Below are 18,936 nucleotides of genomic sequence, written 5' to 3'. Positions count from 1 at the left end.
AGCTTCATGAACACTCAACGCATTCGCGGCGCCACGGCGCTGCTTGCTTTTGCCGCGACCCTTGCTGCGGCGCTTGCCGCGCCCGTCCTGGCGGCGACGCCGAAGGACACGCTGGTGATCGTCTCCGAACAGGGGCCCAACGGCCTCGACACCATGGTGCCCACGGCCAACGACCACAGCCGCATGGTGGTGTGGCAGGTGTACGACCGGCTAGTGAGCCACGGTGAGAAGAAGCTGCCCGACGGCACCGTCTCGTACGACGCCAAGGTTATGACGCCCGAACTCGCCGAGCGCTGGGACATCAGCCCCGACAACAAGGTCTACACCTTCTACTTGCGCAAGAACGCGACCTTCCACGATGGCACGCCGGTCACGGCAAAGGACGTCAAGTGGTCGTTCGACCGCGCGGTGGCGGCAGGCGGCTTCCCGGCGGTGCAGATGGCGGCGAGCTCCTTCGATAATCCGGGCAAATTTTCGGTCGTCGACGACCACACGTTTCGCATCACGCTCGACAAGCCCAACAAGCTCGTGATGCCCAACCTCACAGTGCCGGTGCCGGTGATCATCAACTCGACGCTGGCCAAGAAGCATGCGACGGCCGCCGACCCGTGGGCGCTCGAATGGGTGCAGCGCAACGATGCGGGCGGAGGTGCCTACAAGATCGAATCGTGGACACCGGGACAGCAGACCGTATTCGTGCGATTCGACGAGTGGAAATCGGGCCCTAGCCCCAAGCTCAAGAAAGTGATCTATCGCCAGATCGCGTCGGCCGGCACGCGTCGCGCGCTGATCGAGAAGGGTGATGTCGACATCTCCGTTGGCTTGCCGCCAAAGGACTATGCCGACCTCGCCAAGATTGGCAAAGTCAAGGTGATCGGCGTGCCGGTGCAGAACGACCTCGTCTTCGTGGACATGAACACCAAGATGAAGCCTTTCGACAACCCGAAGGTGCGCGAGGCAATCTCGTATGCGATTCCGTACAAGGAGATCTTGGCTTCGGCGCTCTACGGTCGAGGTGTGCTGATGGCGGACAGCACCAAGCCCTATGGCGCGGCCTGGCCGGTGGCGATCAACCACGGCACCGATCTGGCCAAGGCCAAGGCGCTGCTGGCCGAAGCGGGCCTGCCCAATGGCTTCAAGACCACGCTGTCGTATGACCTGAGCGAAGCCACGGTGCGCGAGCCCACCGCGATCCTGATCCAGGAGTCGCTCAAGAAGATCGGCGTCGAGCTCACCCTCGAAAAGGTGCCGGGCTCCAACTGGTTCGCGCAGATGGCGAGCAAGTCTATGCCGATGGTCATCGCCGAGTTTTACGGCTGGCTCGACTATCCGGAGTACTTCTTCTTCTGGAACTTCGACGGCAAGAACAACGCGGTGTTCAACACGGCCAACTACACCAATGCAGCACTCGACGCGCAGATCGAAACCGCACGCTTCACCGCCGACGACAAGGTCTACAAAGACAGCCTGACTTCCATGGTCGGAACGGTGATGACCGAGCTGCCACGCATACCTCTCTACACGCGATTCGCCGACTATGCGATGCAGCCGAACGTCAAGGGTTTCGAGTACTGGTTCCATACACATCCGGACTTCCGCAAGCTCTCCAAGGAATGACGCGCATGAATGACGCACTGGGTGCGTTCGTCGCGGGCACTGATGTGGTGGTTCAGGGTGCGACGCAGGGTCCTCTTGCGGGCCTGAGCTTCGCTGCGAAAGACCTGTTTGACGTGCAGGGCTACGTCACGGGTTGCGGCAATCCGGACTGGCTGCGCACGCATGCGCCTGCGCGACGCTCGGCATGGTGCGTCGAGCGTCTGCTGGCCGCCGGCGCGACGCTGGTCGGGAAAACAGTCACCGACGAGATCTCGCTCGGCCTGCTCGGAATCAACCGCTTCTACGGAACACCGGTCAATCCGCGTGCCGTGGATCGCGTTGCGGGTGGATCGTCAAGCGGCTCCGCCGCGGCCGTTGCGGGCGGGTTGGTGGACGTGGCGCTGGGCACCGATTCGGGCGGTTCGGTCCGCGTGCCCTCGTCGTATACCGGCGTCTACGGCTTGCGCCCTACGCATGGCGCCATCCCGGTCGAGGGGATGATGACGCAGTCGCCGACCTTCGATACGGTGGGTTTCTTCGCTGACGATGCCGCTCGGTTAGAGGCGCTTGGCGACGTGCTGTTGCCAGCATCTGCCGACGCTGCGATCGAAGAGCTGCTGATCGCGACTGATGCCTTCGCGCTTGTCGATGACGTCGTCAGAGCGGCGCTGGCGGGTGCGGTGCAGAGGGTGAGCGGCGCGGTGCCGCGCGTGTCGAGTGTGGCGGTCGCACCCGAGGGCCTTGCGACCTGGTGCAGCAATCAGCGCCTGCTCCAGTCTTTCGAGTTCGGAAGAACCTTCGCATCCTGGGTCGACCGCGTGAATCCCACTTTCTCTTTCGAAGTCGGGCGCTCGCTGGCATTGGCGGCGAGGGTGACAGAAGGCGATCTTGCTGAGCCGCACCAGCTGCGCGCCTCAGCCCGCGCTCGACTCGACGAACTGCTTGGTGGAGGTCGAATCCTGTGCCTGCCAACCACACCGCAACTGCCGGTCCGTCGTGACGCGACCCTCACGGAAATGAGCAGCGCCTGCGATCGCATCGTTGAATTGACTTGCATCGCGGGACTGACCGGCCTGCCACAGGTCAATCTGCCGCTGGGCAGGACAGCCGAGGGGATTCCAGTGGGCCTGTCATTGATCGGTAGTCGCGGCGCCGATCGACAGTTGCTGAAGCTGGCGGGTCAGCTGTCGCGGATCGCCCAGCCGGCGTCTTGAAGCTTCAAAGACCAGGTCTCACCCACCAGCTTTTGTCCGAAGCCTTCATACGGCGCGGACTTGACCAGCTCGAAGCCGCGTCTGGCGTAGATGCCGCGAGCGGCAACGAGGCAGCTGTTGGTCCACAGCACGATCTTCCTGTAGCCCTTGGCGCGCGCGAAGGCGATGCATTCGTCGGTGAGCCGAGCGCCCAGACCGAGCCCGCGGGCGCCGGGCGTGAGCAGCAGCATACGTAGTTGAGCGGTGGTGGCCGATTTGCGGACAACGAAGATCGCGCCGACGCGCTCGCCTTCGAGCTCGGCGATCCAGCACTTCTCCCATTGCGGGTCGAACTTGCGGATGAACTGCGCGGCGATGTCGGCCACCATCGCTTCGAACTCGCTGTTCCAGCCGTACTCGCGCCAGTAGATCTCGCCGTGCTGTTGCACGACCCAGCCCATGTCGCCGGGAATCGGGTCGCGCAGCAGGGCAGTGCGGGGCTTGATGGCATCGGCAGCCTGCGGTTCCAGCAAGGCTTCGATCTGCTGCATGGCGGTCACCACTTTCTGCTGGCGTGCGGGATCGAGCGATGCCAGCAGCGCAGCCGCCTCGTCGCGCGACCTCTGCTGCAGGGGTTCAAAAGCCGTGCGGCCGGCTTCGGTGATGGTCAACACGCTTTGGCGCGCGTCGTTGGCGTGGGCACTGCGTGTGAGCCAGCCGGCCTGTTCGAAGCGCCGCAAGATGCGGCTTAGATAGCCGCCGTCCAGCCCTAGGTCACGCGCGAGTTCGCTGGCGACGGGTGCTTCGCGGTGCGCCAGTTCGTAGAGCACCCTCACATCGGTGAGCGACAGGTCGCTGCCCAGATAGGGATCGAGCACGCCGATGCGGCGGGTGAAGAAGCGGTTGAAGCGTCGCACGGCTTTGACGGAGGCGGTCGGCACACTGGTCGAAGTCTGGAACATGCATGCCATTGTCAACAAATCGATTGACTGAGGCAAGTAGTTGCGATGCGGGCGCATTGCCCCGCCGAATGCCGGACTATGGTTGCCAAGGGCGACAAAAAGAGAGTGCCGACTTACAATAGTGGGTTGCCTGAGGCCTCCCTCTCAAGTCCCGGAGGCGTTCGCCGAGCAGTTTGCGACCCTCTCTCTATCCGCATCGCCGGCCGCACCGGTCCCCAGTTTTTTTGCCCCTGATGAACGCCCCCGTCGACGTCTCCTTTTTCGCTCGCGCCGCCAAGCCGCTGACCAGCTACCGCAAGTACTGGGCGGCCCGCTTCGGCACGGCCAAGTTCTTGCCGACGTCGCGCAAGGAGATGGAAGCGCTCGGCTGGGACAGTTGCGACATCGTGATGGTCACCGGCGACGCGTACGTCGACCACCCGAGCTTCGGCATGGCGGTCATCGGGCGCATGCTGGAGGCGCAGGGCTTTCGGGTCGGCATCATCGCGCAGCCCGACTGGCAAAGCGCCGAGCCGTTCAAGGCGCTCGGCAAACCAAACCTGTTCTTCGGCGTGACGTCGGGCAACATGGATTCGATGATCAATCGGTACACCGCCGACCGCAAGATCCGGAGCGACGACGCCTATACCCCCGGCGACATCGGCGGGAAGCGTCCCGACCGCGCGGCCATCGTCTTTTCGCAGCGCTGCAAGGAAGCCTGGAACGACGTGCCGATCATCCTCGGCGGCATCGAAGGCAGCCTGCGACGCATCGCCCACTACGACTACTGGTCGGACAAAGTGCGCCGCTCGATCGTCACAGACTCGAAGTGCGACTTGCTGCTGTACGGCAACGCCGAACGCGCCATCGTCGAGATCGCGCATCGGCTTGCCGCACGGGAGCCGGTGCATGACATCACCGACGTGCGTGGCACCGCTTACGTTTGTCGCGAGACGCCTGAAGGCTGGTTCGAGATCGACTCGACCAGCGTCGACGAGCCGGGTCGCGTCGAGGCGCATGTCAATCCGTATCTGATGGTGTCGGACCAGGCGAAGGCGAACGGGGCCACGTGCGCGCGCGAAGACGAAGCCGACGCCGTGGCCAAAACCGCCAATAAAGCGGCAGAAGCCAACCCGGCCATCAAACCGCTGACATTCATGCCAAACCCGGCGCTCGTCGCGCGGGTCAAGATCCAGGTACCACCGCGCGACCGTTCGGTGATTCGCCTGCCGTCGTACGAGCAGGTCCGTGCCGATCCGATCCTCTACGCCCACGCCAATCGGGTGCTGCATCTCGAAACCAACCCCGGCAACGCCCGTGCGTTGGTTCAGGCGCACGGTGAAGGCGCCACGGCGCGCGATGTCTGGATCAACCCACCGCCGATCCCGCTGACCACGGCGGAGATGGACCACGTGTTCGACCTGCCGTATGCGCGCAGCCCGCATCCGAACTACGCCGACGCAGCCGGCAGCCACGATGGCGCCACAAAGATTCCCGCGTGGGAAATGATTCGCTTCAGCGTGAACATCATGCGTGGCTGCTTCGGCGGCTGCACCTTCTGCTCGATCACCGAGCACGAGGGCCGCATCATCCAGAGCCGTTCCGAAGAATCGATCATCAAGGAGGTCGAGGCCATTCGCGACTCGGTCACCGGCTTCACCGGCACGATCTCCGACCTCGGCGGACCTACGGCCAACATGTACCGGCTGGGCTGCAAGAGCCCCGAGATCGAGAAGGCGTGTCGCAAGCCGAGCTGCGTGTATCCCGGCATCTGCCCTAACCTCGGTACCAACCACGATCCGCTCATCAAGATCTACCGCCGCGCGCGTTCGCTGCGCGGCATCAAGAAGATCCTGATCAGTTCGGGCCTGCGTTACGACCTGGCCGTGCAGAGCCCGGAGTACGTCAAGGAACTGGTGCAGCATCACGTCGGCGGCTACCTGAAGATCGCGCCCGAGCACACCGAGCAGGGCCCGCTCACCAAGATGATGAAGCCGGGCATCGGCAGCTACGACAAGTTCAAGCAGATGTTCGAGAAGTTCTCGGCGGAGGTGGGCAAGAAGCAATACCTCATCCCGTACTTCATCGCAGCGCACCCCGGCACCAGCGACGAGGACATGATGAACCTCGCGATCTGGCTGAAGAAGAACGGCTTCAGGGCCGACCAAGTGCAGACCTTCTATCCATCGCCGATGGCCACTGCGACCGCGATGTACCACAGCAACCGCAACCCGCTGCGCAAGATCACGCGTGACAGTGAAACGGTCGACATCGTGCGTGGCGACAAGCGACGCCGGCTGCACAAGGCCTTCTTGCGCTACCACGATGCCAACAACTGGCCGCTGCTGCGCGAGGCGCTGAAGTCGATGGGCCGCGCTGACCTCATCGGCAATGGCAAGCACCACCTGATCCCGACTTGGCAGCCATTGACCGACGGCAGCTACACCAGTGCGCGCAAGAAAAATTCGAGCGCGGCGCCGACGAGCACACAGAACACCGCACCGGTGAAGCTGGCCGTCAAGCCGGCACCCGGCCGCATGCTGACGCAGCACACCGGCCTGCCGCCGCGCGACAACGGCTCCGCGCCGGCGCCGCGATCGGCGCGCGGCATTCGCCGGCCGCGCTGACCGGCCCAGTCAGACCCTGCGCTCACGCGCAGTGTTCAGAGCACGGGCCACCCGGCCGGCAGCCGGACGATCCATGCGGTTGCCGCGGCGAAATGGGCCACCACTGTGGTCCAGTACCCGACCATGAAACTCGTCTTGCGGGATTTGTGATGGAACAGCCGCTGGGCACACCAGGCACCCGGCCATCCGCCGAGCAATGCCAGCAGGTGGAGCGTGCTTTCGGCAGTGCGCCATCGTCCGTTTTCCGCGGCACTCTTGTCGAACCCGTAAACGAAAAATGTGAAGAGGCTGATGAGCACAAGCACGCCGACCGCGATGAGTGGAACGCGTCCGGCCCAGACGCCGAAGCCCAGCAAAGCCGCGTAGCAGACCATCAACACAGCGCCGGGCAGCGCAGAGGAAGTCGATCCCGAGCCACCGCGACGCTGGCCGCTACCGGTACGGTTTCCGCGCGTTGCAGGCGAAGCGGGGCGGGCACGGGAGGTCGGACGAGCGGGATGCATTGGCGCCATGTCGTGCGCCTCGTGTGCGCGGAAGGCAGCCGCACCGACGGCTCTAACCGCTACGGCGCGAGGGCCCTTGCCGCCGACGTGAATCTCTTCGAAGACCAACGACATGCCGACCACGGGGTTCACTCCGCGGTCGTGGAAATCGCGCAGGTGCACGAAGACGTCGGCAGAAATGTCGGGGCATCGAATGAAGCCAAAGCGCCGGTCTTTCTCCCATCGAACGAGCATGCCTTGTCGGTTCATTGAATTTGTGGCGCTGGTGGACGCGGTCCGGAATTCTCCCTTGTTCGAGCCCCGGTGTGGCCGAGCATCGAACCGGCCGACGTTGTATGGTTGGGGCATGAGCCTGTCGCGCCGCATTTGCAACGCCTGGATCGCGGCTTGTGCGGTCGGCACGGCGGCGGGCATGACGGTTTGCCTTGCGGCGGCGCCGACCGAATGGGTGCCGCCTTCGACCTCGGCTTCAACTTCGACATCGACCTCGACTGAAGCCGCGCAGACGGGGTCCCCTCCCTTGCTCGCGACCTACCAGCGCATGGGCGAAAAGCTCGCGCACAACGCTTTCGGTCGACCGCTGCAGCTCGACTCGGCGGAGACAGCGGACGGGCTGAAGGGCGACGTCTACGCGGTGGTCGATCACCCGATCACCGAGGTGAGCGCAACGCTGAAAAGCGCGTCGCACTGGTGTGAGCTGCTGCTGCTGCACATCAACAATCGGCGCTGCAAGACGACCGGCGAAACGACCGGGGCCACGGCCGGCGCCCGGACGCTCACCTTGAGCGTGGTGCGTGCCTACGACCAGGCGCCCGAAAGCGCCTTCGAGCTGCCGTTCGCCTACCGCGTCGTTCATTCGGAGGCCGACCATCTCGAGGTCGATATGTCGGCGCCGAGCGGGCCTCTGGGCACCAGCAACTATCGCGTCTCGCTCGAGGCCGTGGCCATCGACGAGCACAAGACATTCGTGCATTTCAGCTACAGCTACGACCACAACATGATGGCGCGCCTGGCCACGCAGGCCTATTTGGCGACCTTCGGCAGTGACAAGGTCGGCTTCACGATCGTCGGCCAAGGCTCAGGGTCTGAGCCCGAATACATTCGCGGTACGCGCGGCCTGGTCGAGCGCAACGCCATGCGCTACTTCCTTACGCTCGATGCTTATCTGGCCGAGCGCGCAGCGCCGCCGGGCCAGCAGTTCGAGCGGCGGCTGCATCACTGGTACAACGGCGCTGAACGCTATGCGCGCCAGTTGCACGAGGTCGATATCGAGACCTATCTCGCGCTGAAGCGAGACGATCGGGAGCGGACGAGGTCCAGGCAGGGCACCGGCGACCGATGACGATGGAGGCATGCAGTCGAACCCGCAGGCTCGCTCAGCCGCGAACCGCTGCTTGCGGGTCCGGAAGCGGCGGAAGAGGCGGCTGGGGCGATGTCCGCAAATGCCGGGTCGCGCTGGCGGTGCGCACCACTGCCGACAGCAGCGACCGAAACCAGATCTGACCCGGTGCGTGCTGCGTGCGCCCATGCCACAGCTGATAGAAGCGCATCGGCGGAAAGACGATGGGCGAGGGCACCACCACCAGCGGCAGGATGGCCGCAAAGTGCTGCGCGAAGTGCCGGCTGGTCGTGAAGATCAAGTCGGTGCCGGGCAGCAGATGTGGCGCCATTGCAAAGTAGGGCACGGTCACCGTCGGCGTGCGCGTCATGCCTTGCGATGTGAGATGCGTCTCGACCACGCCGCGTTGCGTGGTGCTGTAAAGCAGCGGCAGCACATGCGCGCCCTGCAGGTAATCGGCCAGCCTGAAGTCGCCCGCGGCCGGGTGGTCGCGGTCGATCAGGCAGACGATCTCGTCTTCGAGCAACAGGGTGGTGCGCAGGTGCTCCGGCGGCTGCGGCCAGTTGCCGATGACGACGTCGAGTTCGCCTTCGGCCAGTGCGGTGTCGAAGTCATACTCGGCACCGAGCGGCTGCAGGATGAGGCGTGCGCCAGGGGCTGTCGTTCGCAAGTAGTTGACCACCGCGGCTATCAGCGGTGGCGCCAGATAGTCGGGGGTGCCGATGCGGAAAGTTTGTCGCGTGGTAGCCGGGTCGAACGCATCGCCGGGCGCCAGCAACGCATCGAGCTCGCCCAGCACTAACCGCACAGAAGACTCCAGTTGCAGTGCGCGCTCGGTCGGCACCAGCAGTTCATGGTCGCGCGTGAGCAGGGGGTCGCCGAAGATCTCCCGCAGTCGCTTCAGCGTGGCGTTGACAGCCGGTTGAGACTGGTTGAGCCGCGTGGCAGTGCGCGAGATGCTGCGCTCCGTCATCAGGATGCTGAAGACGCGCAACAGAGCGGTATCGAAGGGGTCGTCGGGTCGTGACATGTTTAGGTTGAGCGCACGACTTTGGTGCCGTGCCCTCTCCCTTAGCGATTGGCGTGCCACCGCGCCGAACGGCGCCGAATGCAGGCCTTTAGTCGTACGAATCTGATTGCTCCTCTACCGCCTCCTCGGCATCAAGGTCGGCTCACCGCAAACCAACAACTCGCCACGACCCGGCCGCGGATGAAATTCGGTGCCGTCCCACACCACTTCGCCACGGCTTAATGTCATGCCGGGCCATGCCTTCAGGCGCATGCCTTCGTAGGGCGTGTAGTCGACTTCATGATGCAGTTGGGCGTTAGTCAGCGTGAACTCGCGCTCGTCCCAGATCACCAGATCGGCATCGGCGCCGATGGCTATCGTGCCTTTGCGTGGGTGCAGGCCGTAGGCCTTGGCCGGCCCGGTTGCGGTGAGTTCGACGAAACGATTTGCGGTCATGCGGCCGGCCAAAACCCCTTCGGACCACAGCAGCGCCATGCGTGTTTCCAGCCCCGGAATGCCATTGGGGATGTGGCGGAACGCGACCTCTTCGCCGTTCGGCTTCTTGCCTTCCGGCGCGTCGTACTTGAAGGGCGCATGGTCCGAAGAAAACACCGTGAAGAGCCCATCGTTCAGCCCGTCCCAGATCACCTGCTGGTTGGCCTTGTCGCGCGGCGGCGGGCTGCAGACGCACTTCGCACCCTTGTAGCTGTCGTCGATACCAAGGTCTTCGGCAGTGAGGAACAGGTACTGCGGACAGGTCTCGGCGAACACGTTGAGCCCATGCGCACGCGCCCAGCGAATCTGCTCCACCGCTTCGCGCCCCGATACATGCACGATGAGGATCGGCACGTCGACCAGCTCGGCCAGTGCGATGGCGCGGTGCGTGGCCTCGCGCTCAACCAGCATGGGTCGCGAGTGCGCATGGAAGCGCGGTGCCGTGCGGCCGGCGGCTTCGAGTCGCTTGGTCAGCCATTCGATACAGTCGGCGTTTTCGGCATGAATCATTGCCATCGCACCCTGCTGGCGCGCAACATCGAGCACATCGAGGATCTGGCCGTCGTCGAGCTTCATGTCGTCGTAGGTCATGTAGATCTTGAACGAGGTGAAGCCTTCGCGGATGAGTTCGGGCAACTCTTCTTTCAGCACCGTCGGCGTCGGATCGCTGACGATCAGGTGGAAGGCATAGTCGATGTGTGCCTTGCCTGCCGCGCGTGCCCGATAGTCTTCTACAGCGGCGCGCAGCGATTGACCCTTGTGCTGCGCTGCGAACGGAATGACGGTGGTGGTGCCGCCGCAAGCCGCGGAGCGTGTGCCTGAATCGAAGCCGTCGGCATTGCGCATCGGCGGCGGCATCGGTTGGTCGAGATGGCAGTGCGCATCGACACCGCCGGGCGTCACAGTGCGGCCTGCCGCGTCGATCTCGCGCGCGGCAGGTCCAAGGTCGGCGCCCAGTTGAACGATGCGTCCGGCATGAATGCCGATGTCGCAGTCGAAGGTGTCTGCGGCGGTCACGACGCGCGCGTTGCGCACGACAAGGTCGAATTTGGTTTTCATCATCATCAGGCTCGACATCTTGCAAGGATCGTGCGCGAACCTTGTTCAGCCTTCATGTATTCAATTCCGCGAGAACTTCACCCGTGCCGCCTTGGTGATCGCCACCACACACGGATGCGTGATGCGCCGCTCGACCGAGATGGCAAAGAACTCTTCGATCAGCTCCGCGGCGCGACCGATCACTTCGACGCCGTACTGTGCACAGGTTTCGTCTTCGAGCACGGTCGGTGTCATGAAGACGCCGCGGCCTTCGCCGCCGAAGGCTTTGAGCAGCGCCGCGTCGTCGAACTCGCCGATGAGGCGTGGTCGCAAGCCGTGCTCTGCCAGCCATAAGTCCAGCCGTTGCCGCACCGCCGACGAGGCGCCCTGGATCAGCATCGGTGCACCGTCCATGCACTGCGGAAACTTTCCTTTGAGAGATCGTTTGAGGTCGCCCGATGCGAAGAAACTCATCGCCGTGGTGCCCAGCGTGTGGTTGAAAGCTTTGACGCTTGTTTGCTTGCCCATGGCTTCGTCGGCAATTACCAGGTCGAGGCGCTGCACCGACAGCTGACCGAGCAAATCGCGGAAGTTGCCTTCGTGGCAGATGAGGCGGACCTGCTCCGGAATGGCGAGCGCCGGCTCCAGCAAGCGGTAGGCGATCGACTTGGGTACGGCATCGGCAATGCCTACGCGGAAGTTGAGCGTCCGGCCGCTCTCGCCGCGATTGCCGAGTGCGCTTTCCAGCTCGGCGCCGAGCGAAAAAATCTGGTCGGCATAGCTCAGGGCGGTGTGCCCCTCAGGCGTAAGTTCGACGCCGCGCCCGCTCTTTTGAAACAGATGGCAGCCCAGCCGCTCTTCAAGCAGCTTGATTTGGCCCGACAGCGTTTGCGGCGTGATGTGCAGCTGCTCGCTGGCGCGCACGATGCCGCCCGCCTTGGCCGCGGCCCAAAAGTAGTGGAGATGCTTGAAGTTCATGACGCGAGGCGATTTTGAAGTGGGCAATCAATCGGTCATGTTAAGCAAAAAGCGAAACGATCGTGTCAAAAATTCGACTTTTCCCGAATGCTTCGCGCGCCTAGAGTGGCTGCATCGCGCGATCTTTATCGAGAGCGCGTTGTTCAACCACCAAGGAAAAATCATGAACGAAAACATTCAAGTCTTCGGTGCCCCGCAAGCGGGAATGTCGACGACCAATCAACGCAATCAGGTTCTGCGCAACACTTACTGGCTGCTGGCGCTATCGATGGTGCCGACGGTGCTGGGCGCATGGGTTGGCATCGAAACCGGCATTGCGCGCGCGATGTCGCCGGGCATCGGCCTGGTCGTCTTTCTGGTCGGCGCGTTCGGCTTCATGTTCGCGATCGAAAAGACCAAGAACTCGGCGGCCGGCGTGCCGGTACTGCTCGGGTTTACCTTCTTCATGGGCCTGATGCTGGCGCGGCTGGTGGGCACGGTGCTCGGCCTCGCAAACGGCGCAGGCCTGGTCATGACGGCCTTCGCCGGCACGGGTGCAATCTTCTTCGGCATGGCGACGCTGTCGTCGGTCATCAAGCGTGACCTGTCTTCGATGGGCAAGTGGCTCTTCATCGGCGTGATCATGTTGCTGGTCGCGGGCATCGCCAACTTCTTCATCCAGTCGAGCGCGTTGATGATCACGCTGTCGGTGCTGGCGATCGGCATCTTCTCGGCATTCATCCTGCACGACCTGAAGCGCGTGAAGGACGGTATCGAAACCAACTACATCACCGCCACGCTGGGCGTCTACCTGAGCCTCTATAACGTGTTCTCCTCGGTGTTGGCACTGCTCGGCATTGGTGGCGGCAAGGAAGAATAAGGGGAAGAGACGAATGAACATCACGTCGCAAGAACTTATGCAATGGTGGTGTGCGTGTGCGATGCCGATGGTGCGCAGTCCAACGCCGAGCGGCTTTTTTCTCGCCGACCTGGCGAGCTCTCTCGGCCTGGAGGCTCGCGCGGTGGCCGAATTCACTCAGCAAGCGGACGAACTGGCCTCGGCACCGATCGCCGCCACTGCCGCCGCCACGTCAAGCACTGGAGCGGTACTGCGAATCAGGCGGTCAGCTCGGGCATGAGCTTCGCGACGACCTATGCGCTCGGCCATGTTGCCAAGCGCTATTACGCCGGCGGCCGCACGCTGTCGACGCAGCTGCTCAAAGACGCGTACGCCGACGTCGTGCAGGAGGCGCAGGGCCTGCAGACGCGTTACTTGCCGGAGATGCGCGACAAGGCCAGGTAGCTCGACGCCGGGTCGGTGCTGTCCATGGTTCGCAAGGCCTGACACCTGCCACGTCCGGTGCAGGCAGCAGCGCTTTGCGCCGACTACGTTCCCACGAAGCCGCCGTCGACGCGCTGCACCACCACGGTTGCAGATCGCGGCCGAACAGTTCCCGGCACCGTGCCATCGGGCCACGCGCTGCTGGGTTCGCCCGTGCCGTCGTCGCGCCGCTCGCCCGGATGCTGGATGTTCACGAACAGCGTGCGCCGGTCGGGCGTCGATGTACAGCCAGTGATCTCGCAGCCGTTTGGCCCGACTAAAAATCGCTTGATGCGGCCGGTCGCGACGTCAGCGCACAGCATCTGGTTGTTTCCGAGCGCGGTCATCGCGCCCTTGCCGATGTCCTGCCCACTGATTTCGGTCTGGATCCACAGCAGGCCGCCACTGTCGAAGTGCAGGCCGTCGGGCGAGCCGAAGGCATCGGCTTCTTTGCTCGGGTACCGCGTTTCGGCATCGTGCAGGGCGGGGTCGCCGGCCAGTGCGAAGTGGTCCCAGTCGAACGACGTCGCGCCAGCGTCATTGCCATCTTCGCGCCAGCGCAGGATGCCGCCAAAGATATTGACTGCGCGCGGGTTGGCAGCGTCGACCGGCGGACGGCCCGGCGTGCCGCGCTGGCTGTTGTTGGTCAAGGTGACGTAGACCTCGCCGGATTGCGGATGCACCGCGATCCATTCGGGTCGGTCCATCTTCGTGCCTCCGACCACGTCGCCGGCGAGCCGCGCATGCACCAACACGTCGGCAGGCGATGCGAAGCCTGCGGCGGCGTCGATTCCGTTCTTGCCGTGCGCAAGTTCCAGCCATCGGCCGCGACCGCCTTCGTCATAGCGCGCCACGTACAGCGTGCCGTCGTCCAGCAGCGTGCGGTTGGCTGCGCGCGATGCAGCGTCGGTGCCTTGCCGGATCTTCTCGCGGCTCACGAACTTGTAGATGTATTCGAAGCGTGAGTCGTCGCCCATGTACACGGCCACGCGGCCGTCTTTGGTTGTCGTGCAGGTCGCGCTCTCTTGCCGCTTGCGGCCGAGCGCAGTGCGCTTGACGGGTGCCGCGGTCGGGTCGAACGGATCGATCTCCACGACCCACCCGAAGCGGTTCGATTCGTTTGGATGCTTCGTGATGTCGAAGCGCTCGTCGAAGCGCCAGTACTCGGCCCACTGCGATCCGGGGACGATGCCGTAACGCTGCTGTGCCGCGTCGATGCGTGCCGCTGCTTCCTTGGGGCCGCCGAAATAGCCGTGGAAGTTTTCCTCGCAGGTGAGGTAGGTGCCCCACGGCGTGACGCCCATCGCGCAGTTTGCGAAGGTTCCGAACACCTGGTCGCCGGTCGGGTTGGCGGCCGTGCGCAACCGTGGTGAACCTGCTGCCGGGCCGGCAATGCGCATGGCAGTATTGCCGTGCACACGGCGGGCGTAGGGCGAGGGAAGGACCTGGCGCCAGCCTTCAGGGAGCCGCTCGATCTCGATCACCGACACGCCCATCGCATGCAGCGACTTGCGCACTTTTTCCGCGGTCCACCGGGTGACGCCGTCGGTGTGCAGCAACTGTTCGTCGGTGTACTCGTGGTTCATCACCAGCAAGCCGCGGTCGCCACTGGAACCCAGCGGAAAGAAGTGCATGCCGTCGTGATGCATGCCAGCCTGCACGGCCTGTTCAGCGGCGCTGTTCGATGCATCTCTTGCAAAGGCGGGCATGGCGCCGGCAACGCCGGTGGGCGAGCCCCACGGGTAGAGGACCTGCGCGACGTAGCCGGGCGGGACGGTGACGGCATCGTGCAACGTGGCGGGCACGGAGGTGAAGCCGAGCACGGATGAAGAAGCCGTGCCGGAGAGGGCGCAGCCTTGCCCGAGAAGGGCGACAACGGCGGCAGCGCCGGACTGGAGGAATTGGCGGCGGTCGAAAGTCATGGACCGACATCATCGCCGAGCAAGGTCGGGCGTGCCGACGAATGCTGCGGCGCGATACTCTGAGGCAAAGTCACAACCGCAAAAGAAGGAGACAGTGATGAGCGAACGCATCGAATGGACCCGCCACCCAGATGGCGTGGTCGAACTTCAACTGGCCCGCGCCGACAAGATGAACGCGCTCGATTCCGCGATGTTTGACGCGCTCATCGACGCTGGCGAACGGTTGCGCAAGGACACCGAGGCGCGCGCGGTCGTGATCTCCGGCCGCGGCAAGGCCTTTTGTGCCGGGCTCGACATGCAGTCGTTCGAGCGCATGGACCAGGGCAGCGTCAACGTGCTAGGTGAGGGCGCCGCTGGTGCCGATCTGCTGGTGCGCACGCATGGGCTCTCGAATGCGGCGCAGCAGGTGGCGATGACCTGGCGCGATGTGCCGGTACCTGTCATCGCTGCGGTACACGGCGTTGCTTTCGGCGGTGGACTGCAGGTGGCACTGGGCGCCGACATCCGCATCGTCGCACCCGACACGAAGATGTCGGTCATGGAAATCAAATGGGGCCTGGTGCCCGACATGGCCGGCATGGTGCTCATGCGCGAACTGGCGCGGACCGACGTGGTGCGCGAGCTCACGTTCACCGGCCGTATTTTCAGCGGCGAAGAGGCGCTGAAAATCGGCTTTGCAACGCGTCTATCGGCGGAGCCTTTGGCCGATGCACTGCAAATGGCCCACGACATCGCCGCCAAAAGTCCGCATGCGATCCGCGCCGGTAAGCGGCTGCTGAATGCGTCACTGAGCCACAGCGCGGCCGAGATGCTGCTCGCCGAATCGGTCGAGCAGAAGGCGCTGATCGGCAGTGCGAACCAGAGCGAAGCCGTGCGGGCCAATATCGAGCGACGGGCGCCGACGTTCATACGCATCTAGGCTACTAGGACTTCAGGTGGGACCTTGCCAGCATCACACGCCGATGAATCGCGCCCACTCGTCCAGCGGTGCGCGGTCGGCTACCAACTCGTTGACAGGGTGCGCCGAGTCCCGCCAACCGATCGCCATACCGGCGAATAGCATGCGCTCAGCGGGTAGGTTCAAAGCGCGCCCCACGGTTTTCGGATAGAGCGACCAGGCTTCCTGCGCGCAGCTATCGAGCCCTTCTTCTCGCAGAAGCAGCATCACGGTCTGCAGGTACATCCCCAGATCCGACCACTGCGGTGGTCCCATCAAACGATCGACCGAGCAAAAGAGCGCCATCGGCGCACCAAAGAAAGCGAAGTTGTTGGCGAACCAGCGCAGCCGCGCCGGCTTGTCATCGCGCGGAATGCCCAGGCGGGCGTACATTGCTTCGCCTATGCCGAAGCGCCTTTCACGCCACGGTGAAGGCAGCGACTTCGGATAGACCTCGTAGGCCGGGGCTTCAGCGTCGGACACCCGTTCTGTCTGCGTATGTTCCGCCAGCAGCCGTCGCTGCATCGTCGCTTTGAGTTCGGCCAGCGGCTCGCCGGCCAGAATGTCGATATGCCACGGCTGGATATTTCCGCCGGAAGGCGATCGTGCCGCCATTTCGATTACGCGTCGAATGACTTCGCCTGCCACCGGGGTGGGAAGAAAAGCGCGAATGGATCGGCGGCTGGTGACTGCTTCTTGTACTTGCATACGGGTTCCGGGGTCGAACGTGGAGCGGGCCTTTGCCGCGCTCGTGCATTCAACCAGAGCGGGCGGCCGGACGTTCACTGCAGACCATCTTTGCCATCAATGCTTCTGCGCGTTTCGCTCACTACGATCTTCCTAGCCCTGTTCGATCTGTTCAGCTTGGCGCCTTTGCTTGTTCGCATGCGACGACTTGTCACCCTTCGGCATGGTTGCTCCTTCCGATTTGAGAATTTACATGCTGCTGTTTGGTGAAGGTGCGGGGGTAGAAATATGCGTTGTTGCGGGTCGGTATCGACTGACGCGTGGCCGACAGATCGGCTGCTCAGTCGCAGCGAAACAGCGCGCCCTGATGCGCGTCCAGCGCTGCGTCTTCGGGCTTGACCAAACGAAACGGCGCACCGTCTTTGGCGCAGAAGGCTTCGGCTTCTTGCTGAGTTGGCGCCTTCAGCAACCCGTCGTAGAGCCGGATGACGCCTGTGACGGGCACGCTGCAGCCTGCGATAAGCGCGGTCAACAGAAGGCACGACTTCAGCAGCGGCTGGGTATGCATGCTTCGGAAAAGAAGAGGAGTTGGGTTCATTGCAATTGGGTGTGAATATCGGGCCTTATTCGTCGTTTGACTCGATGAATCGCCGCCTACATTTCAAAGCATTAAAACCTGAGGAGTCTTCATGCCCCGAATGATCGTCATGTCCGACCGCGGCCTCATCAAGCAGGTATCGCTGCGCGCCGGTAAAACAACATTGGGCCGCGATGCCGACAACGTCGTTGTCATCGACTCGAACCGTGTGAGCCGTCGTCACGCAGTGCTGATCAAAGAGGGGAGTTCAGTGTGGGTGCGCGACTTGGGCAGCAGCAATGGCACCTTCGTCAATGACGAGCGAGTGGTCTGCTACCGACTCGAGCATGGCGACACGGTGGTGATTGGTGACTACAGGTTGCGCTTCCTGGAGCCCGTCGGGGCCCGCGAGTCCGCCACCGTAACGCTTGACCTCGCCTCGATGCACAGCGCGCTGGCGTCGCGACGCCATGACCCGACTGGCCGGACCGAGTCGCTTCGGCGTTGACCAAAAAAAGAGCCCGCTCATCGCGGGCTCAAAGATCTTTGGTTAGGAGATCCATGGAGAAACCACTATCTATATCGGCTGTGCCGAAAAAGACTTGAGGGGGTTCCTATGAAGATCGATCTCCGCAGGCCAAACGGGGCAAGACTCTCACAGTGCGTTTGATCGGCTCGATGCGAGCCAGGTTGTGCGACGCGGGTCGGGCCTTCGAACTGCGACGGCAAGCCCGCGTACTGCCCGGGTATGACGCGAACGATCGGCGAAACGTAGTTCTGGAAATTCATGATTTGATCAAACGGCTGTCGATGATTCGCATGTTTCATGAGATTCCTGAGAGGAGCCTTCGAACACGGTAGGCAGCGCTCGGCTCTGCAAAAAATATAGCGAAGGTATTCGTTTGCGGCCGCGAGACGGTTGGACTGCCACGTTGCGTGCGTGCAGTGTGAGCGCGCTAGGGTGTCGCTCTCTGGTCGTGAGCCGTGACGGCAACAACAGGAGCGGCTGCTCGCTGTGCCGCATGGCCTGCCCGGCAGGGATCGAACCTGCGACAACCGACTTAGAAGGTCGGTGCTCTATCCAACTGAGCTACGGACAGCTGCGACGCGATTATGCCGCGCAGCTTCCACCAAATCGGCCGGTCAGTGATGTGGCCATAGCCATCCGACGAGCGCGCGCCAGCGGACAGTTGTCAGAGGGCTCATCGCGAGAGAAAGCATGGTTTGCGAACGCGAGCTTCGCGTCGACTGCCTCTCAGTGCACGGTTGCGGCATGCTGGGACAATGCGGCGATGGCTCAAGGCAAGCGAATCTCGGTTGATATAAGCGACGACGCTCTCATGGCGATAAAGAACATAGGGGTTGCAGCGAAGGAGGGACGCATCAGGTCTGGCGAGGCGCAGGCAGTGGCCGCGGCTCGTTTGGGTGTGCATGTGCAGACCATCGCACGGATTGAATCGGGTCAGCCGGGCGTCGCGATTGGGCACGCGCTCGGCATGCTGGCGTTGTACGGTATGTCGATAGAGGTGAATCGGCCTGCCTCCTGATCACCCCTCCCTACCAGTCGCTTGGTCGACAGGTAAGGGGCACTGACCTGGGGGCACGGTGGGCAACGATGGATACCGAAATCTTTTTTCACTCCATGGTTGACCAGTATGAAAAAACGATGGCATAATCTAAGGCTGCGCTGATCACAGCGAAGCGAGTTACTCGGCAAAAGATGTTGAGTAAACAGTTCGTTAAAAATTTACAGCCGATAAGCGTGGGCGTTTGAAGGCTAATTGCCAAGTTCTT

At 63.2% G+C, this 18,936-nt stretch carries 17 protein-coding genes and 1 tRNA gene; 9 read left to right on the top strand and 9 right to left on the bottom strand.

What is annotated here, in order from left to right; translation table 11 throughout:
- Positions 1 to 6 precede the first annotated feature (6 nt).
- Together QN397_RS14105 and QN397_RS14100 are read left to right on the top strand one after the other, a co-directional pair.
- Positions 7 to 1,617 carry an ABC transporter substrate-binding protein gene (locus tag QN397_RS14105; RefSeq protein ID WP_323501199.1) on the top strand — a complete coding sequence of 537 codons (1,611 nt, stop codon included), beginning with the start codon at positions 7 to 9 and terminating at the stop codon, positions 1,615 to 1,617.
- Positions 1,618 to 1,622: 5 nt separating this feature from the next.
- Positions 1,623 to 2,810 (top strand): amidase, encoded by a 1,188-nt coding sequence (locus tag QN397_RS14100; protein ID WP_323501198.1) that lies wholly within the window; start codon positions 1,623 to 1,625, stop codon positions 2,808 to 2,810.
- On the opposite strand, the gene QN397_RS14095 is transcribed toward QN397_RS14100, so the two are convergent.
- Positions 2,777 to 3,760: a bifunctional helix-turn-helix transcriptional regulator/GNAT family N-acetyltransferase gene (locus QN397_RS14095; RefSeq protein WP_323501197.1), complete on the bottom strand. Its 984-nt coding sequence runs from the start codon at positions 3,758 to 3,760 to the stop codon at positions 2,777 to 2,779. The genes QN397_RS14100 and QN397_RS14095 overlap by 34 nt on opposite strands.
- A 224-nt stretch (positions 3,761 to 3,984) precedes the next feature.
- On the opposite strand from QN397_RS14095, the gene QN397_RS14090 reads away from it, so the two are divergent.
- Entirely contained in the window at positions 3,985 to 6,357 is a 2,373-nt protein-coding gene (locus QN397_RS14090; protein ID WP_323501196.1) for a YgiQ family radical SAM protein, read from the top strand.
- A 35-nt stretch (positions 6,358 to 6,392) separates the two neighbouring features.
- On the opposite strand, the gene QN397_RS14085 is transcribed toward QN397_RS14090, so the two are convergent.
- Complete coding sequence (locus QN397_RS14085; protein ID WP_323501195.1) at positions 6,393 to 7,109, bottom strand: cold shock and DUF1294 domain-containing protein; 717 nt, start codon at positions 7,107 to 7,109, stop codon at positions 6,393 to 6,395.
- A 97-nt stretch (positions 7,110 to 7,206) separates the two neighbouring features.
- Between QN397_RS14085 and QN397_RS14080 the strand changes: the two genes are divergently transcribed.
- Positions 7,207 to 8,202, top strand: a complete 996-nt coding sequence (locus QN397_RS14080) for a hypothetical protein (RefSeq protein ID WP_323501194.1) — start codon at positions 7,207 to 7,209, stop codon at positions 8,200 to 8,202.
- Positions 8,203 to 8,236: 34 nt separating this feature from the next.
- Here QN397_RS14080 and QN397_RS14075 read toward each other — a convergent pair whose 3' ends face one another.
- From QN397_RS14075 to nhaR, 3 genes are all read right to left on the bottom strand, one after another.
- Entirely contained in the window at positions 8,237 to 9,229 is a 993-nt protein-coding gene (locus tag QN397_RS14075) for a LysR family transcriptional regulator (RefSeq protein WP_323501193.1), read from the bottom strand.
- 114 nt (positions 9,230 to 9,343) lie between these two features.
- Complete coding sequence (gene hydA / locus QN397_RS14070; RefSeq protein ID WP_323498422.1) at positions 9,344 to 10,765, bottom strand: dihydropyrimidinase; 1,422 nt, start codon at positions 10,763 to 10,765, stop codon at positions 9,344 to 9,346.
- Positions 10,766 to 10,822: 57 nt separating this feature from the next.
- Complete coding sequence (gene nhaR / locus QN397_RS14065) at positions 10,823 to 11,719, bottom strand: transcriptional activator NhaR (protein WP_187051662.1); 897 nt, start codon at positions 11,717 to 11,719, stop codon at positions 10,823 to 10,825.
- Positions 11,720 to 11,882: 163 nt separating this feature from the next.
- Here nhaR and QN397_RS14060 point away from each other — a divergent pair, with 163 nt between their 5' ends.
- Positions 11,883 to 12,578 carry a Bax inhibitor-1/YccA family protein gene (locus QN397_RS14060; protein WP_323498421.1) on the top strand — a complete coding sequence of 232 codons (696 nt, stop codon included), beginning with the start codon at positions 11,883 to 11,885 and terminating at the stop codon, positions 12,576 to 12,578.
- 255 nt (positions 12,579 to 12,833) lie between these two features.
- Positions 12,834 to 13,001, top strand: a complete 168-nt coding sequence (locus QN397_RS14055) for a hypothetical protein (RefSeq protein ID WP_323498420.1) — start codon at positions 12,834 to 12,836, stop codon at positions 12,999 to 13,001.
- A gap of 83 nt (positions 13,002 to 13,084) precedes the next feature.
- Here QN397_RS14055 and QN397_RS14050 read toward each other — a convergent pair whose 3' ends face one another.
- The gene (locus tag QN397_RS14050; protein ID WP_323501192.1) at positions 13,085 to 14,941 is read right to left on the bottom strand and encodes a PhoX family phosphatase; all 1,857 of its coding nucleotides are present in this window, start codon (positions 14,939 to 14,941) and stop codon (positions 13,085 to 13,087) included.
- Positions 14,942 to 15,038: 97 nt separating this feature from the next.
- On the opposite strand from QN397_RS14050, the gene QN397_RS14045 reads away from it, so the two are divergent.
- Positions 15,039 to 15,860, top strand: a complete 822-nt coding sequence (locus QN397_RS14045; RefSeq protein WP_323498418.1) for a crotonase/enoyl-CoA hydratase family protein — start codon at positions 15,039 to 15,041, stop codon at positions 15,858 to 15,860.
- Positions 15,861 to 15,893: 33 nt separating this feature from the next.
- On the opposite strand, the gene QN397_RS14040 is transcribed toward QN397_RS14045, so the two are convergent.
- Together QN397_RS14040 and QN397_RS14035 are read right to left on the bottom strand one after the other, a co-directional pair.
- A complete protein-coding gene (locus tag QN397_RS14040) occupies positions 15,894 to 16,586 on the bottom strand; it encodes a nitroreductase (RefSeq protein ID WP_323498475.1) in 693 nt (230 codons plus the stop codon).
- Between the two features lie 319 nt (positions 16,587 to 16,905).
- Entirely contained in the window at positions 16,906 to 17,133 is a 228-nt protein-coding gene (locus tag QN397_RS14035; RefSeq protein ID WP_323498417.1) for a hypothetical protein, read from the bottom strand.
- A 121-nt stretch (positions 17,134 to 17,254) separates the two neighbouring features.
- Between QN397_RS14035 and QN397_RS14030 the strand changes: the two genes are divergently transcribed.
- Positions 17,255 to 17,650 (top strand): FHA domain-containing protein, encoded by a 396-nt coding sequence (locus QN397_RS14030; protein WP_323498416.1) that lies wholly within the window; start codon positions 17,255 to 17,257, stop codon positions 17,648 to 17,650.
- 515 nt (positions 17,651 to 18,165) lie between these two features.
- Here the strand turns inward: QN397_RS14030 and QN397_RS14025 are convergent.
- Positions 18,166 to 18,242: transfer RNA gene (locus QN397_RS14025), tRNA-Arg, on the bottom strand.
- 192 nt (positions 18,243 to 18,434) lie between these two features.
- On the opposite strand from QN397_RS14025, the gene QN397_RS14020 reads away from it, so the two are divergent.
- Positions 18,435 to 18,689: a helix-turn-helix transcriptional regulator gene (locus tag QN397_RS14020; RefSeq protein ID WP_323498415.1), complete on the top strand. Its 255-nt coding sequence runs from the start codon at positions 18,435 to 18,437 to the stop codon at positions 18,687 to 18,689.
- Positions 18,690 to 18,936: the final 247 nt, after the last annotated feature.

The organism is Variovorax sp. RTB1 (assembly GCF_035018765.1).
Taxonomy (GTDB): domain Bacteria; phylum Pseudomonadota; class Gammaproteobacteria; order Burkholderiales; family Burkholderiaceae_C; genus Variovorax.
Note: the sequence above shows the minus strand (reverse complement) of the source record. Positions and strands in the feature narration are given on the sequence as shown.